14 protein-coding genes and 2 pseudogenes are annotated in these 14868 nt (G+C 50.7%); 6 read left to right on the top strand and 10 right to left on the bottom strand.

The window, feature by feature from the left end:
- Positions 1 to 162 precede the first annotated feature (162 nt).
- A pseudogene (locus HV242_RS10145) lies at positions 163 to 356 on the bottom strand (M3 family metallopeptidase); the annotation flags it as partial.
- A 37-nt stretch (positions 357 to 393) separates the two neighbouring features.
- Positions 394 to 846 carry a cyclophilin-like fold protein gene (locus HV242_RS10140; RefSeq protein WP_020884254.1) on the bottom strand — a complete coding sequence of 151 codons (453 nt, stop codon included), beginning with the start codon at positions 844 to 846 and terminating at the stop codon, positions 394 to 396.
- Positions 847 to 1418: 572 nt separating this feature from the next.
- On the opposite strand from HV242_RS10140, the gene HV242_RS10135 reads away from it, so the two are divergent.
- Entirely contained in the window at positions 1419 to 2165 is a 747-nt protein-coding gene (locus HV242_RS10135; protein ID WP_020884255.1) for an SDR family oxidoreductase, read from the top strand.
- A gap of 283 nt (positions 2166 to 2448) precedes the next feature.
- Here HV242_RS10135 and HV242_RS10130 read toward each other — a convergent pair whose 3' ends face one another.
- Both HV242_RS10130 and HV242_RS10125 read right to left on the bottom strand, forming a co-directional pair.
- The gene (locus HV242_RS10130; protein ID WP_032681106.1) at positions 2449 to 3123 is read right to left on the bottom strand and encodes a glutathione S-transferase family protein; all 675 of its coding nucleotides are present in this window, start codon (positions 3121 to 3123) and stop codon (positions 2449 to 2451) included.
- Positions 3124 to 3202: 79 nt separating this feature from the next.
- Positions 3203 to 3949, bottom strand: a complete 747-nt coding sequence (locus HV242_RS10125; protein WP_040017378.1) for an SDR family oxidoreductase — start codon at positions 3947 to 3949, stop codon at positions 3203 to 3205.
- A gap of 136 nt (positions 3950 to 4085) precedes the next feature.
- Here HV242_RS10125 and HV242_RS10120 point away from each other — a divergent pair, with 136 nt between their 5' ends.
- On the top strand, positions 4086 to 4988 hold the full coding sequence (locus tag HV242_RS10120; RefSeq protein WP_040017377.1) for a LysR family transcriptional regulator: 903 nt from the start codon (positions 4086 to 4088) through the stop codon (positions 4986 to 4988).
- Between the two features lie 288 nt (positions 4989 to 5276).
- Positions 5277 to 5783: an AAA family ATPase gene (locus HV242_RS10115; protein ID WP_040017376.1), complete on the top strand. Its 507-nt coding sequence runs from the start codon at positions 5277 to 5279 to the stop codon at positions 5781 to 5783.
- 76 nt (positions 5784 to 5859) lie between these two features.
- Here HV242_RS10115 and HV242_RS10110 read toward each other — a convergent pair whose 3' ends face one another.
- The 3 genes and pseudogenes from HV242_RS10110 to dcp form a co-directional block, all read right to left on the bottom strand.
- Positions 5860 to 6537: a DUF1963 domain-containing protein gene (locus HV242_RS10110; protein WP_050737422.1), complete on the bottom strand. Its 678-nt coding sequence runs from the start codon at positions 6535 to 6537 to the stop codon at positions 5860 to 5862.
- A 164-nt stretch (positions 6538 to 6701) separates the two neighbouring features.
- Positions 6702 to 6992 (bottom strand): annotated as a pseudogene (locus HV242_RS10105) (DUF4113 domain-containing protein); the annotation flags it as partial.
- Positions 6993 to 7076: 84 nt separating this feature from the next.
- Entirely contained in the window at positions 7077 to 9110 is a 2034-nt protein-coding gene (gene dcp, locus HV242_RS10100; protein WP_063858652.1) for a peptidyl-dipeptidase Dcp, read from the bottom strand.
- Between the two features lie 142 nt (positions 9111 to 9252).
- Here dcp and ydfG point away from each other — a divergent pair, with 142 nt between their 5' ends.
- Positions 9253 to 9999: a bifunctional NADP-dependent 3-hydroxy acid dehydrogenase/3-hydroxypropionate dehydrogenase YdfG gene (gene ydfG, locus HV242_RS10095; protein WP_050736719.1), complete on the top strand. Its 747-nt coding sequence runs from the start codon at positions 9253 to 9255 to the stop codon at positions 9997 to 9999.
- A 91-nt stretch (positions 10000 to 10090) separates the two neighbouring features.
- Positions 10091 to 10777, top strand: a complete 687-nt coding sequence (locus tag HV242_RS10090; RefSeq protein ID WP_014169893.1) for a GntR family transcriptional regulator — start codon at positions 10091 to 10093, stop codon at positions 10775 to 10777.
- A gap of 35 nt (positions 10778 to 10812) precedes the next feature.
- Here the strand turns inward: HV242_RS10090 and HV242_RS10085 are convergent, their stop codons facing one another.
- Positions 10813 to 11244 carry a universal stress protein gene (locus tag HV242_RS10085; RefSeq protein WP_050736718.1) on the bottom strand — a complete coding sequence of 144 codons (432 nt, stop codon included), beginning with the start codon at positions 11242 to 11244 and terminating at the stop codon, positions 10813 to 10815.
- Between the two features lie 289 nt (positions 11245 to 11533).
- Between HV242_RS10085 and ydfZ the strand changes: the two genes are divergently transcribed.
- Positions 11534 to 11737: a putative selenium delivery protein YdfZ gene (gene ydfZ / locus HV242_RS10080; protein ID WP_013096785.1), complete on the top strand. Its 204-nt coding sequence runs from the start codon at positions 11534 to 11536 to the stop codon at positions 11735 to 11737.
- A 43-nt stretch (positions 11738 to 11780) separates the two neighbouring features.
- Here ydfZ and HV242_RS10075 read toward each other — a convergent pair whose 3' ends face one another.
- Together HV242_RS10075 and HV242_RS10070 are read right to left on the bottom strand one after the other, a co-directional pair.
- Positions 11781 to 13244, bottom strand: coding sequence for a mannitol dehydrogenase family protein (locus HV242_RS10075; RefSeq protein WP_050736717.1), 1464 nt, complete (start codon positions 13242 to 13244; stop codon positions 11781 to 11783).
- Between the two features lie 220 nt (positions 13245 to 13464).
- Positions 13465 to 14844, bottom strand: a complete 1380-nt coding sequence (locus tag HV242_RS10070) for an MFS transporter (RefSeq protein WP_014169890.1) — start codon at positions 14842 to 14844, stop codon at positions 13465 to 13467.
- Between the last annotated feature and the right edge of the window lie 24 nt (positions 14845 to 14868).

The following is a 14868-nucleotide window of genomic DNA, read 5'->3' as shown; positions in this document are numbered from 1 at the left end:
TCATTACGAATTGCATCACATTCGGCAATTATTAAAATGTTTCATACGGCATCAGAAATTTTTATACCTTTTACACGGCATAAATAATTAAAGTTGTGGGTAAGACATAATCAAACAAAAACCGGGCATCACGCCCGGTTTGGTTTCTGACCTGAATAAGCGCTACGCACTCAATCCACGATTCTCCAGCATCGGTTCAATCTCGGATCGTGCCCACGCCACTGGCGGTAAAGTTCAGCTCAATCACTACTGCTCCCGCGCGACAAAATCGCCTTGCGGAATGTCTGCCCGTTCTCGCGGGTTAAGCCGCCCTGCTCAACAAACCACTGATAGCCATCGTCTGCCAGCATTTGCGTCTAAAGGTAATCCAGATTCAGTGTTTGATAATACAGGTCAACCTTTTTTATCTGCTGTAAACGTTGCTATTACTTCTTTTTCATCTGCTAGTTTACCAAGATTTTCTGGCGCTATTATTCTACCAACGGGTGTGTATCCGTAGTTTGTCTGAAAGGTCTCATAAAAAAGTACCAGGGTACGATGGCCATATAACATGAGATCGCCCTGATTAATGGTTCCAGGTTTGACCTGGCGGGTCGGTAAGGGACGGGGCAGATCAGCAAATTTCTCGTTCCCGTTAAGTTCCTCCATCGTTAGAGTCAGGGGAAGCTGTTCAATAAATGCCTTTGCGGCTGGATTATTCTTAAGTTCAACGTAAAAAGTTTGCTGATTGATAGTCATTTTAATGGTCACGGCTTCTTCCTTGTCTGGTTGCAAAGAATTACTGGCACGAACCGGGAATAAAAAGCTCGTGATGATAACAAATAACAGGAATAATATTTTTTTCATCCAGATTCTCTCCCGCAAATGTGCTGCACCTTTCAGGTGCAGCATCAATGATTATTTTAGATAAGCTTTGAAAAAGAAGTCAATTTATCAAATGGGTTCAGAACCGTATGCTTTTCACCGGACTCCTCTCTTACTGAAAATTCTACACGAAAGATGAATGCTGACTAGCTAATGAATGCTTAATGGGCTTATAAGCTATAGTTATGTTTTGTGAGTATTTCACCGATGAAACGTAATCTGAATGGCCTCCTTTATTCCATTACCGTCACCCGCGAAGGCAGTTTAACCCGTGCGGAGGCTTAACCAGGGGGCGCAACCGGCTTTCAGTCAGGCAATATCGGCGCGGGAATAACGGCTGCAGATCCTACTGCTCACACGAACTACCCGTAACGTAACTCCAATTAATGAGCTGTACTCATAATCAATATAAGTTTATACGCATTATCGAATTAATGCTCTACTGCTAAGATTATCCCTGTTCAGGAATGTGTCACTGAAGTCTGAAGAGATTGAACCTGATCTCAGTCTGATAGTGGTGACAACAGCCCATCTCCTATCCAGGAATAGTAAAAATGACAGATAACATCATAGGCAAAGTAATTGTAATCACGGGCGCATCAAGCGGTATGGGTGAAGCGGCTGCACGTTATCTTGCTGAAAAAGGAGCAAAGGTTGTGATGGCAGCGCGGAGAATAGACCGCATAGAGGCCATTGCGAGTGAGCTCCAAAAGCAGAATAAAGAAGCCATCGCCGTCGCAACCGATGTGACGAAACTTGATGACGTAAACAACCTCATTGAGACTGCGGTCAACAAATTCGGTCGTGTAGATGTTCTTATCAATAATGCCGGCCTGATGCCACTTTCCCGCCTTGAACAGGGAAATGTCGATGAATGGAATCAGATGATTGATGTCAATCTGCGCGGGGTTCTACACGGGATTGCTGCGGTGCTGCCTTATATGAAATCACAAAAAACAGGTCATATCATTAACACCGCATCTGTTGCTGCACACCTTGTCTTCCAGAGTTCTGCTGTCTATTCGGCGACAAAATTTGCTGTTCGTGCATTAACCGACGGTTTGCGCCAGGAAATGGCGGCGTATAACATTCGCGTCACGTTAGTCTCCCCCGGTGCTGTTAAAACAGAACTGCTGGAGCATATAACGGATAAAGATGTTAAGGCTGCAAACCAGGATTACGTTGAAAATATTGGCGTGCCAGCAGAAACCTTTGCACGCATGGTAGCCTTCGCAATAAATGAGCCAGAAGATGTTGGTGTGAGTGAAATTATTTTCAGACCAACGGCTCAGGAATTGTAATTAGTTTAGTGGCGGCAACTGGAGAAAAACTAACAGGATTTAGGCTTTCAGATTCGGCATACCCCTATGCCTTTTCCTAAGCCTAAAAACACGATTTTTCCTGCACCTAACAGCGAGAAATGTCCGCTTCTGGCACAAAGCGGACAAGATGGCTAGGCTGAAGGTCTGTTGTGAGCGAAAAGCGGAAGTTCGCATTTGTCGTAACAACCGGGAGCTGGGACTATCATTGGCATCTGATAATCAACAGGGAGAAGAGCAGGTCACGGTTTCTCAAAAAATATCTTCAGGCAGCGAGAATTGCAGAATGCTGACGAAGATGATTTTGGAAAAGTTCTGCATAATCTGGTGATACAGCGGCATTTACGCTTTCCCTTTTCGCAAGTGCAGTTTTCCATGCGGAAATCCGCGGAAGTCCCTCAAAAATCGCCTCAGATACTGATGCATCAATGATGGAGAAGTAACGGAAAACAGGAGCGTAGATCGCATCAACCATACTAAATTTGGAACCCGAGAAATAAGGCCCTGAATTCAATTCAGATTCAATATATTCAAGTTGCTCACGGAGCACAGCGCGTTTGCTGTCTGCCATGGCCTGATCAGTCGCATTTAAAAATTGCCAGGCATTTCCAAGCATTAATGTAGAGAACTCGATCCATGCTCGCTGTCTAGCCCTTTCTAATGCATCGTCAGCATACAGCGAATCACCATCTTGCGTTTCATTAAGATACTCGCAGATCACCATGCTCTCAAAAATAATGGCATCTTCGCCCTCTGCATGATGCACTTTAAGTAGCGGTACCTTGCCGGTGGGTGACAGAGCAAGAAACCAGTCAGGCTTCGCCGACAGATCTACATTTACACGGTCAAATGGCACATTTTTTTCGAGAAGAACGATCGCTGAACGCTGCACAAAGGGACACAATGGGTGGCTAATCAGTGTCAGGTCATGGGTAGACATCTCAACCTCCAGATAAAATAATAGCCCGCCGCCATAAAAGGTGGCGGGCTTGATGAATTGTAAATCTTATTTTGGTGGCTTAGATTGAAACGCCGCCGTCGATGATGATTTCTGAACCCACGGTCCAGGCAGACGCATCGGAGGCAAAGTAAAGCACCGCTTGCGCGACTTCCTGAGGCTTACCAAAACGACCGGCAGGGATGGTTGCAACGATATCTTTCATCACTTGATCATGATATTCCACGGGGATCCCCGCCTTATCGTAAAGCGGCGTGTCAACCGGGCCTGGGCTCACCGCGTTGATACGGATCCCGCGAGAAAGTAACTCGTTAGACAGTGTTTTCGACATGTTGAGTAATGCGGCTTTGGTGGAGCCATAAACTGAAGAGTTCACCGGGCCCGTGTGCGCATTTATAGATGTATTAAAGACCACTGATGCAGAGCTTGCGAACACTGGCAACAGCGCCTGCATCAGGAAATAAGGACCTTTAACGTTGATATCATAAATGCGGTCGAACATTTCTTCTGTCCATGCCTCAATTGGCATATACATTGATATACCCGCATTCAGGAAAGCAATATCCAGCTCACCAAAATGTTCCTGAACCGTCTGAGCCAGCGCTTTCTGTGCATTCACATCTGCAGAATCCGCGCTCACGACGACCACATCTTTACCCAGCTCGAGTTTCGCCTTTGCGACAGAATCAGGGTTAATACCAGTAACCATTACGCGTGCACCTTCTGCGACAAACAGCTTCGCGGTTGCAAGACCAATACCACTTGTTCCACCCGTGATGAGTGCGCGTTTACCTTGTAATCTGGACATGAACATATCTCCCGTGAGTTTTAACAGCTGATCGGCAAATGACCGATTTGATCGCCACTCTATACTCATGCTTTAAGGGTGATAAGATTGTATTTATGAATATGTTCCATGCGTTAAAAGCATAAATAGGTTTAGGATGGACAGATTACTTTTGATGACATGCTTTGTCCGCACTGCGGAGACAGGCAGCTTTTCTGCAGCAGGCAGGGATTTAGGCTTAGGGCAACCGAACGTGAGTCGTCATGTTGCAACCCTCGAAGAGCATTTGCAGACCAGATTACTCCACCGATCAACCCGCAAGCTTTCCCTGACTCCTGAAGGAGAACGTTATTATCTGGAAGCAAGGCGTATTCTGGAAGCGGTCGAAGAGTCAGAGTCTTCTTTCAGAGAAAATGTGACGCCCACAGGGTTACTGCGCGTTGCTTGTCCCACTGCACTGGCTCACACATTTTTGATTCCACGCATACCCGATTTTTTAGAACGCTACCCTGAGCTAACACTCGATCTACAGATTAATGACCGCTATATCAATCTCGTTGATGAAGGCGCTGAGCTGGCAATCCGCATTGGTCACCTTGAGGACAGTGCAATGCGTGCCCGCAGACTTGGCATGTATGAGCGAGTCTGTGTTGCCAGTCACAAGTACCTGGCTGAACATGGGATTCCTGACACCCCGGAGGATTTAAAAAAACATGATTGTTTGATCTATACCCTGTTATCAACGGGCGCTACCTGGAGATTTCGGGATATGGATGTGCCTGTTTCTGGCCGGCTCAGGGTCAATTCACCTGAAGCAGTGCAGAAATTTGTCAATGCGGGGGTTGGGATCGCACAGGGCCCAGAATGGTTGTTCGAGGAGGGACTGGCAAATGGCAACTTACAATTATTACTTGCGGATTACACTGCATCTCCCGTTCCCATTCAGGCTGTTTATGTTGCAAATCGACTTTTACCAAAACGCGCGATTGTGTTCATGGATTTTGTTGCTGAGATTTTTGAAAAAAATCCCGGCTTCAAAGTTTACAACCCATTGAAATGAAACTGAGATGACGAACTGACCGGCTGGCCGTAAATTGCATAGCAAGGTGTAAATAACTTCCGCTCTTGGCACAGAGCGGCCAAACTCACTGGATTGGACATTCAATGTATAAGGGAAAAAATTGCTGATTTTGCATTCAGGCCCTGTTAACTTGAATGACAATGAAAACACACTCTGTCCTATTCCATTCAATGATTATTATCACCTGTCTGACTCAGGTGGGATAACTTTCGCCATTTTCCCGCCGGTAAGGCGGGCCTTACCGGTAACAATCCAGTGAGGTAAATAATGGATATCGCTTCAGTCACAACGTCAGAAAAACCCACTTTGCACTTGTTATGTGGGAAAATTGCATCAGGCAAATCCACATTGTCAGCAAAGTTAGGTGCATTACCTGGCACCATAATTGTCAGTGAAGATTATTGGCTGGCTGCCCTCTTTGCCAATGAAATGCAATCCATAGCTAATTATGTGCAGTATTCCTCAAGACTCAGAAACGCTATGAAGCCTCACCTGGTGTCGCTACTCAAAGCGGGTTTATCCGTAGTTCTGGACTTTCCGGCAAACACACAAACCAATCGTGAATGGATGATGAGCATCATTAAGGAGTCAGGTGCCAGTAACAGGCTGCATTACCTGAAAGTTACTGATGAAGTATGTAAATCCCGCTTGCGCGCCCGTAATGCAGAAGGAATGCATAAATTTATAGCCTCAGATCAACAATTTGAAACCATAACGCACTTTTTCGCAGAGCCAACGGCTGATGAAGGGTTTGATATTATTGAATACAGCTGAATTTACCTTTCTGCACAAAGCGGACCGGCATAAGAGCCGCAAGGTCCGCTGTGAGCGATGAGAGGACGTTGAGTTTCTAGTAAAACTGACATGAAAACGTCCAAAGTCCCTCTGGGGATTTGTGAAAGTAGCCGATACCATTGTCCGCCCACATCCAGTTTACTTTTTCTTCTGACCCCACTTGAAAGACAAAATCTTGAATCCCCACACCATGTTGTATCTCCATTGGATATCCTCCAACCTTGGTTCCCCTGTACCGGTTAAAACCATCATAGAATCTATCACTTGCATCCTCATCATCGTTTACGTCAGACAAGTCAATAATATCCCAAGCATCCTCCCATCCTGGAGCATCATCATTGACACTCACCCACCGAACCGGAAATGCTCGATATGGAGTGTTAATTGCAGGCAATAACTCAAGCCCATCAAGGGTGGCGTATTCTCGTATTAGCCACCCCTCGCCATGAGGTTTATCAAATGGATGGCTTTCCATATTATGATAAAGCACTAAGAGCGCGATCCCCTTCAGTTGTTCAGGAATCACGGGAAGCTCATCTACGCGAATCTGGAGAAGCGGAAACATCGGCTGCCCCTTCCAAACTGGCAACCCTTCACCTGGAAGAGCGACTCCTTTTAAAAACCAGGATGTAATTGGGTCTGCTGTAGGGCGGAAACCACCGACTTGTGCCACAGATGCAGTACGTAATTTGGATCTGAGTTCTTCTAAAACTAACGCACTCTTGGATTTCATAATTGCATCCTTGCGTATGCCCATACTTTTGGATTCTGAAATAGAGAAGTTTTTATTATATATCGTAATTATTACCCAACAGACCTAAATATTCCTGTGCTTCCTCTTCAGAATAGTAACGGAGGTCCGCTTCTGGCACATAACGGCCCTGGAAATTGGGAAAATCACCGGACACTTAGCAGATCTGAATATCTGGTCGTATATCTCGGCGACAGCATTTCACGTTTCATCTGCCAATACTGCTATATGCCCTGCCCTGCAAAGTGAAGCGTGCCTTTCCCGTCTTTCGCATTCAGGTGATCGAGCACCTCAATCAACTTTTCGCTGCCAGCATACGGTGCGTTCTCATCGAAAAGGTTGAGCTGGGCCAACCCCAGGCTGAAGAAGTCACCCAACATTATTCCGGCTTTCTGGTAACGATGGTCATCCTTCCGGATTTTATCCAGGCACTTTATGCGGCGTTAATGATTTTGGGGAAGAAAAAATCGGACAAAAAACCGGGCATCGCGCCCGGTTCTGTTCCCATACTAAAAAAGCCCTTAAACACTCAATCCACGATTCTCCAGCATCGGTTCAATCCTCGGATCGTGCCCACGCCACTGGCGGTAAAGTTCAGCTAAATCACTACTATTCCCGCGCGACAAAATAGCCTCGCGGAATTTCTGTCCGTTTTCTCGAGTCAAACCACCCTGCTCGACAAACCACTGATAGCCATCGTCTGCCAGCATCTGGGTCCACAGGTAGGCGTAATACCCCGCCGCATAGCCGCCGCCGAAGATATGGGCGAAGTAGCTGCTGCGATAGCGCGGTGGAACGGCGGGCAGATCCAGCCCCTCTTTGTGCAGTGCTGCCGCTTCAAAAGCGTCAACATCGTCCACGGGTTCGCTGATGCCGTGCCAGTTCATATCCAGCAGCGCAGCGCTAAGCAACTCGGTCATGTCATAACCTTTATTAAACTGCGTCGCGTTAAGCATTTTATCGCGCAGCGCCTCCGGCATCGGCTCTCCGGTCTGATAGTGGCGGGCATAGTGGGCAAACACCTGCGGATGGCTCGCCCAGTGCTCGTTGATTTGCGATGGGAACTCGACAAAATCACGCGGCGTATTGGTGCCGGAGAGGGAGGCGTAGCGCTGGCTGGCAAACAGACCGTGCAGCGTATGACCAAACTCGTGGAACAGGGTGACCACATCGTCCCAGGAGATCAGCGCCGTCTGACCGTTAGCCGGTTTTTGATAGTTGCAGACATTGTAGATAACCGGGCGCGAGGCAAACTCATACGATTGCTCGACGAAATTCCCCATCCACGCCCCACCGGCTTTCGATTCGCGGGCAAAGAAATCACCGTAGAACAGCGCCATCCCTTCACCGGTGTGGTCGAAAATTTCCCACACACGGACATCAGGATGGTAAACCGGAATATCGAAACGCTCGACAAAGCGGAGGCCAAACAGCTGGCTTGCAGCCCAGAATACGCCATCCTGCAACACGGTGTTGAGCGCAAAGTACGGCTTGATTTGCGACTCGTCGAGAGCATATTTCGCCTGGCGCACACGCTCAGCATAAAAGGCCCAGTCCCACGCCTGCACGGTGAACCCGCCCTGCTCGTTATCAATCACGTTTTGGATATCGGCCTGCTCAAGCGTCGCTCGGGTGCGTGCGGCGGGCACAATTCCGCGCATAAAAGCCAACGCGGCGGCAGGTGTTTTCGCCATTTGATCGGCGATACTCCAGCTTGCGTAGTCCTCAAACCCCAACAATTTTGCCTGACGCGCACGCAACGCGGTGAGACGCAGGATCAGTGCCCGGGTATCGTTTTCATCCCCTTTCTGGGTACGCGTCCAGCCCGCGTTAAACAAATTTTCGCGCGTCTGACGGTCACGCAGCGCGGAAAGTGCGGGTTGTTGAGTGGTATTCAGCAGCGGAATCAACCAGCGATCGTTCAGCCCTTTCTCCGCGGCGGCATGGGCAGCCGTCGTAATCTCGTCAGGACTGAGTCCATCAAGCTGATGTGCATAATCCACGACCAGCCCACCGGCTTTGGTGGCGGCCAGCAGACGCTGATTAAACTGGCTGGTGAGGGTCGCCGCCTCGGTATTCAGCGCTTTCAGCTCCGCTTTTTCTGCATCATTCAGCCGCGCACCGGCCAGCACAAAGTGCTGGTACGTCTCTTCTGCCAGCCGACGGGATTCGGCGTCCAGCGCAGCACAATCCTGCCAGACGCTCTCCACGCGAGAGAACAGCGTGTCGTTAAGCCAGATATCGTTCGCCAGGGCAGCAAGCTCGGTAGAGATCTGCTCCTCAAGCGCCTGTAAGTCATCATTGGTGTGCGCAGAGGTCATGGCGAAGAAAACACTGCTGACACGCGAGAGCATGGCACCGCTTTTTTCGAGCGCCAGCACGGTATTGTTGAAATCGGGGGCGGCCGTTTGCGCGACAATCGCGTCAATTTCGGCTCGCTTCTGGCGTATCGCTTCATCGAATGCCGGGCGGTAGTGGCCGTCGTTGATTTCGTCGAATCGGGGTGCCTGATAAGGCAACAGGCTGCTTTCAAAAAAGGGATTAGTGGCCGACATCTTTCACTCCTGAGTACGGTTATCTTCCCAGAGTAGGCCAGGCCGCCACTGCCTGCAATGCCGTCATACAAATGTTGCCTTAACGCATCCTTCGCGGCCGTGCTATGTTAGTACAACACAAAAAGCGTTGAGGAACAGTGAGATGATTATTTTAGTTACCGGGGCAACGGCAGGTTTTGGTGAAAGCATCACGCGTCGCTTCGTCGCCAACGGGCATATGGTGATTGCGACGGGTCGTCGTCAGGAGCGTCTGCAGGAGCTGAAAGATGAACTGGGTGACAGCATCCTGACCGCGCAGCTTGATGTCCGTAACCGTGCCGCCATCGAAGAGATGATTGCTAACCTGCCGGCCGAATGGCGTGCCATTGACCTGCTGGTCAACAATGCCGGTCTGGCGCTCGGTATGGAGCCTGCCCACAAAGCCAGCGTCGAAGACTGGGAAAACATGATCGACACAAATAACAAGGGGCTGGTGTACATGACCCGCGCCGTGCTGCCAGGCATGGTTGAGCGCAATCGCGGCCACATTATTAACATCGGTTCGACCGCCGGAAGCTGGCCTTATGCGGGCGGTAATGTTTATGGCGCGACCAAAGCCTTCGTGCGTCAGTTCAGCCTTAACCTGCGTACCGATCTGCACGGCACCGCCATTCGCGTGACCGATATTGAGCCGGGCCTGGTAGGCGGAACCGAATTTTCCAACGTTCGGTTTAAAGGTGATGACGCGAAAGCAGACAAAACCTACGAGAATGCGAACGCCCTGACGCCGGAAGATGTCACCGAAGCGGTCTGGTGGGTGGCAACGCTGCCAAAACACGTCAACATTAACACGGTAGAAATGATGCCAGTCAGCCAGAGTTTTGGCGGACTTAGCGTCCATCGTGGCTAAAATTGCCCTTCCCGGCCTGCGGGCCGGGTCTGTTTCAGGCCATAAAAGAATGGTAGTATGTTCAGGCTAACTCTCTGAGAAATGACAACTCATGGCCGCTGAATCGCAACTCAATCCTACCCAGCCCGTAAACCAGCAAATCTATCGCATTTTGCGACGTGATATTGTCCATTGCCTGATCCCACCCGGAACGCCGCTCTCTGAAAAAGAGGTGTCCGTGCGGTTTGACGTGTCCCGCCAGCCCGTGCGTGAGGCGTTTATCAAGCTTGCAGAAAACGGTCTGATTCAGATCCGCCCGCAGCGCGGCAGCTATGTAAACAAAATCTCGCTCTCCCAGGTGCGTAACGGGTGTTTTGTCCGTCAGGCCATTGAGTGCGCGGTGGCGCGCCGTGCCGCATCGCTGATTGACGATAACCAGTGCTACCTGCTGGAGCAAAACCTGCATCAGCAGCGTATTGCGATTGACCGCAAACAGCTCAACGACTTCTTCCAGCTTGATGACGAGTTTCACCAGAAGCTGGCGCAAATTGCGGACTGTCAGTTGGCCTGGGACACGATTGAAAACATCAAAGCCACCATCGACCGCGTGCGCTATATGAGTCTCGACCATGTCTCCCCACCGGAAATGTTGCTCCGACAGCATCATGATATTTTCAGTGCGCTGGAAAAACGCGATCAGGACGGTGTAGAAAAAGCGATGACGCTGCACCTGCAGGAAATCAGCGAATCCGTACAGTTAATTCGTCAGGAAAACAGCGACTGGTTTAGCGAAGAGTAAAATACGCCGCCCCCGTTTCGGTTGCGGCGAAGAGATTAGCGAACCACCAGCACCGGAATACTCGCATAGCGCAGGATAGATTCCGCATTTGAACCGAGCAGATGGGTGCTGATGCTCGGGTTTTTCGACCCGATGACGATCACGTCATATTCCCCTTCTTTGCTCAGTTTGATAATTTCATCACGCACGTTGCCAAAGCAGACCAGGCTGTCGATATTCTCCCCGGGGAGATCAAACAGCCTTTTCAGCTCGTTCATTTTCTTCCCGGATTCAGCGGTCATAAACGCTTCAAACTTTTTGATATCGGCGTTGAATCCGCGCAGCAACGAGCGGCTGCTGTTGGGGAGAATGTTCACCAGCGTAATCGACGCGCCTTCCGCCTTTGCAAGGTTGGCCGCGTGGCGAACCGCTTTGTCGCTCAATTCCATTTCAAATACATCAACAGGCATTAAAATCTTCTTATACATAAGCCTGACTCCTTATTCCTGTGAAAGGGGTATTCCCTGCTCCAAGAATGACAGCCGGAATATAAACAAACCCTAAACGCTTGCCTGCAGAAACTATCAATAAAGGAAAATAAATGTGGGCTTTGTAAATTGCTGTCGTGAACCGTCAGCACCCACCAATATTGAGAAAAAAGTGTGAGTTTGATCAAAAACAAAAAAATGAGATGCAGACAGGCGTATTTATAGTGCCCCGTGAACGGTGAAACCTGAAATAGCGCCGTAACGGATAAGTGAGAGAGGAGAAAATACCATGATGACATACGACCGTAACCGTAACGCAATTACCACCGGCAGCCGTGTAATGATCAATGGCACAGGACACACCGGCGTGATTAAAGCGATCCACAGCGAAGGGCTGGATGCCGCGCAGGTGCGTCGCAGCAAAACGGTAGAAGTGGAAGGTTGCGAAGGTAAGTTCGAACCGATTGAACTGATTCGCCTGGGTATGCACTGATTCGTGCGACATCACGCCGCCGCACGCGGCGGCATGTGATGACTTAGCAGTTCGCCGCGTACTCTGCGACCGTGGCTTTTGCACCTTTTTGCAGTAACGCCTGGTAAGCACGCATTACCGCATCCACAAAGACGGTTTCATGCGGGAGTTCTTTGCCAAAAATGGCCTCAATGCCCAGCAGCGCCTTCACCCGGTCTTCGCCCTCAGCACTTCCCTTCACCGCCGCCTGAATGACCGCCAGCTGCGGGTCGCTCACGTCGATAGCGTTGCCCTGCTCATCGACACCACCGACATACCGCATCCAGCCTGCAATGCCTAATGCCAACAGCGGGAAGCTTTTTTGATGCACCAGATGCCAGCGCACGGAATCGAGCATACGCTGCGGGAGCTTCTGGCTGCCGTCCATCGCGATTTGCCAGGTACGGTGACGTAACGCCGGGTTGCTGTAGCGGGCAATCAACAGGTCAGCATAGTGGCCTAAATCAACGCCTTTCACTTTTAAGGTCGGCGCCTGCTCGTTCAGCATCAGCGCATGGGCGGCAGTACGGTAGTGCGCGTCTTCCATGCAGTCGTTGATATGCGGGTACCCCGCCAGATAGCCAAGATACGCGAGGAAAGAGTGACTGCCGTTAAGCATGCGCAGCTTCATCTCTTCAAACGGAATGACGTCTGAAACCAGCTCCGCCCCGGCCTTTTCCCACTGTGGACGGCCTGCAACAAAGTTGTCCTCAATCACCCACTGACGGAACGGTTCGCACGCCACGCCTGCCGGGTCACGAACGCCGGTCAGCTGTTCAATTTTATCCAGCGTCTCCGGTGTAACCGCGGGAACAATGCGATCCACCATGGTGGACGGGAAAGTGACGCTGGATTCAATCCAGTCTGCCAGCTCGCCGTCAACCGCGCGGGCATAAGCGCAGGTCACATTACGCATGACGTGACCGTTCTCCGGCATATTGTCACAGGACATGACGCTAAACGCGGGCAGCCCGGCAGCTTTGCGTCGCGCGAGTGCTTCCACCACCACACCCGGCGCAGATTTCGGCTGATGCGGGTTTTGCAGGTCGGCGGCGATTAACGGGTGATCGAGCATCAGTTTCCCGGTCGCCGGCGAGTGGCAATATCCCTTTTCAGTAATGGTGAGCGAGACAATCGCCACCTGCGGCTCACACAGTGCGGCCAGCACGCGTTCCAGCCCGTCAACCTGTGCATGCAGTGCGTTCCTGACCACGCCCACCACCCGCGATGTCCACGCATCGGCAGACATTTCCGCCACGGTGTAGAGATGATCCTGTGCGTTCAAATCGGCAATCTGCTGTTCACCGCCAATCAGGTTTACCTCACAGTAACCCCAGTCGCTGTTGTGTTCCGCGGCGAGAATGTCGGCATACACCGCCTGGTGCGCACGGTGAAATGCGCCAAACCCTAAATGAACAATGCGTGCCTTGAGGCGATCGCGATCGTACTGAGGAAGCGTCGCTTTCGCCTGTAATAACCGGTTTTCCATGATTAAGACTCGTTAAGTTATGTACGCTGGGATTCGCTGCCGCTCTATATGAGCAGCAGCGCCTGCTGACTACACCAACTAGAATGGCAGTCGGGGTAAAAAAGAACTGCCATTAACCATACTGATCCTGCAGTTTGAGATTTTGATTTATATTAACTTTTACGCATGTGGTGTGACATGACCATAAAGTTGTGTGATAGGTCACTAAAGATATAAACCATTACCGCCGCGATGAAACCGCCCCATAGCCGACGGAATCACGTGCCGGCCCCTCCGCCGCATCTTCCGCCACACTCAAATCACGATCGCAGACCTCTGGCATGCAGATGGCGGCGATCAGCCCAATCACGGAGTAAGCGATCATCATGGCGACAATTGGCCACCAGGAACCGGTCATATTGCAGAAGATCCCGGCGAGCACTGGCCCAAAGCCTACCGCCACCAGCCCGCCCGCCTCTTTTGAGATAGCCATCCGGGTAAAGCGGTTACGCGAGCCAAACATCTCCGCCATCGTGATGTTTTCCAGGGCAAACAGTCCCAGTACGGCGAAATTATGGATAACGATGATGGAAAGCATGATCACGCCCGGCGCATAGCTCTTATCAACGATAATCGACAGCATCGGGTACGCCAGAATAATGGCGGAGATATTGAGCAGAATGTACGGCAGACGACGCCCTACTTTATCGGAGAGCCAGCCCAACAGCGGGATAGAGATAAACCCGAGAATTGAGCTTATCATCAGTGCATCGGTGGGGATCGCTTTATCGAACAGCAGCGTCTGAACCAGATACCCGGCAAGAAACGTCTGGATCAGACCTGAATTCCCCGCCTGACCAAAACGCAGCCCGGTTGCCAGCCAGAAGGACTTACTCTTGACCATCGCTGCAAATGATAAATCGTGTTTTGTCACCGGTGCGGTTGTCTCAGCCTCGTTCACTTTTTCAAATACCGGGCTCTCCTTGAGGTTCATTCGCAGCCAGATGGCGAAGATCATTACCACCACGCTGGCAAGAAACGGGACACGCCAGCCCCAGGCAACCAACTGTTCGCGGTCGAGGGCGAAGAACATAATTGCCCAGATAGCCGTTGCACTTAGCGTCCCGCAGTTGGTGCCCATCGCCACCAGCGAGGAGATAATGCCGCGTTTCCCTTTAGGGGCATACTCCGCCAGCATGGTCCCGGCGCCGGAGATTTCAGCCCCTGCCCCCAGCCCCTGGATAATACGCAGCGTCACTAACAGGACGGGCGCGAAAATCCCAATCTGCGCGTAGGTCGGCAAGACCCCGATCAGGGTCGTGCAGATCCCCATCATAGTAATGGTGATAAACAGCACCTTTTTACGGCCAATGCTGTCGCCCATTCGGCCGAAGATAAAGGCGCCGACAATGCGCGCGATATAGCCTGCGCCGTACGTCCCCATCGCCAGAATCAGCGCCATTGCGGCCGATTGTTCCGGGAAGAAGATCTCATGGAATACCAGTGCGGCCCCCAGCGAATAGAGCTGGAAATCCATAAACTCCAGTGCGGTACCCAGCCAGCCGGAAACGGCGGCTTTCACCAGATCTGAAGTCGTTCTTTGTGGTTGTGTTTGCGTCATAATGGCTATCTCTGCAAGGTAAGA

It is taken from the genome of Enterobacter sp. RHBSTW-00593, from assembly GCF_013784105.1.
Lineage (GTDB): Bacteria > Pseudomonadota > Gammaproteobacteria > Enterobacterales > Enterobacteriaceae > Enterobacter > Enterobacter ludwigii.
Note: the sequence above shows the minus strand (reverse complement) of the source record. Positions and strands in the feature narration are given on the sequence as shown.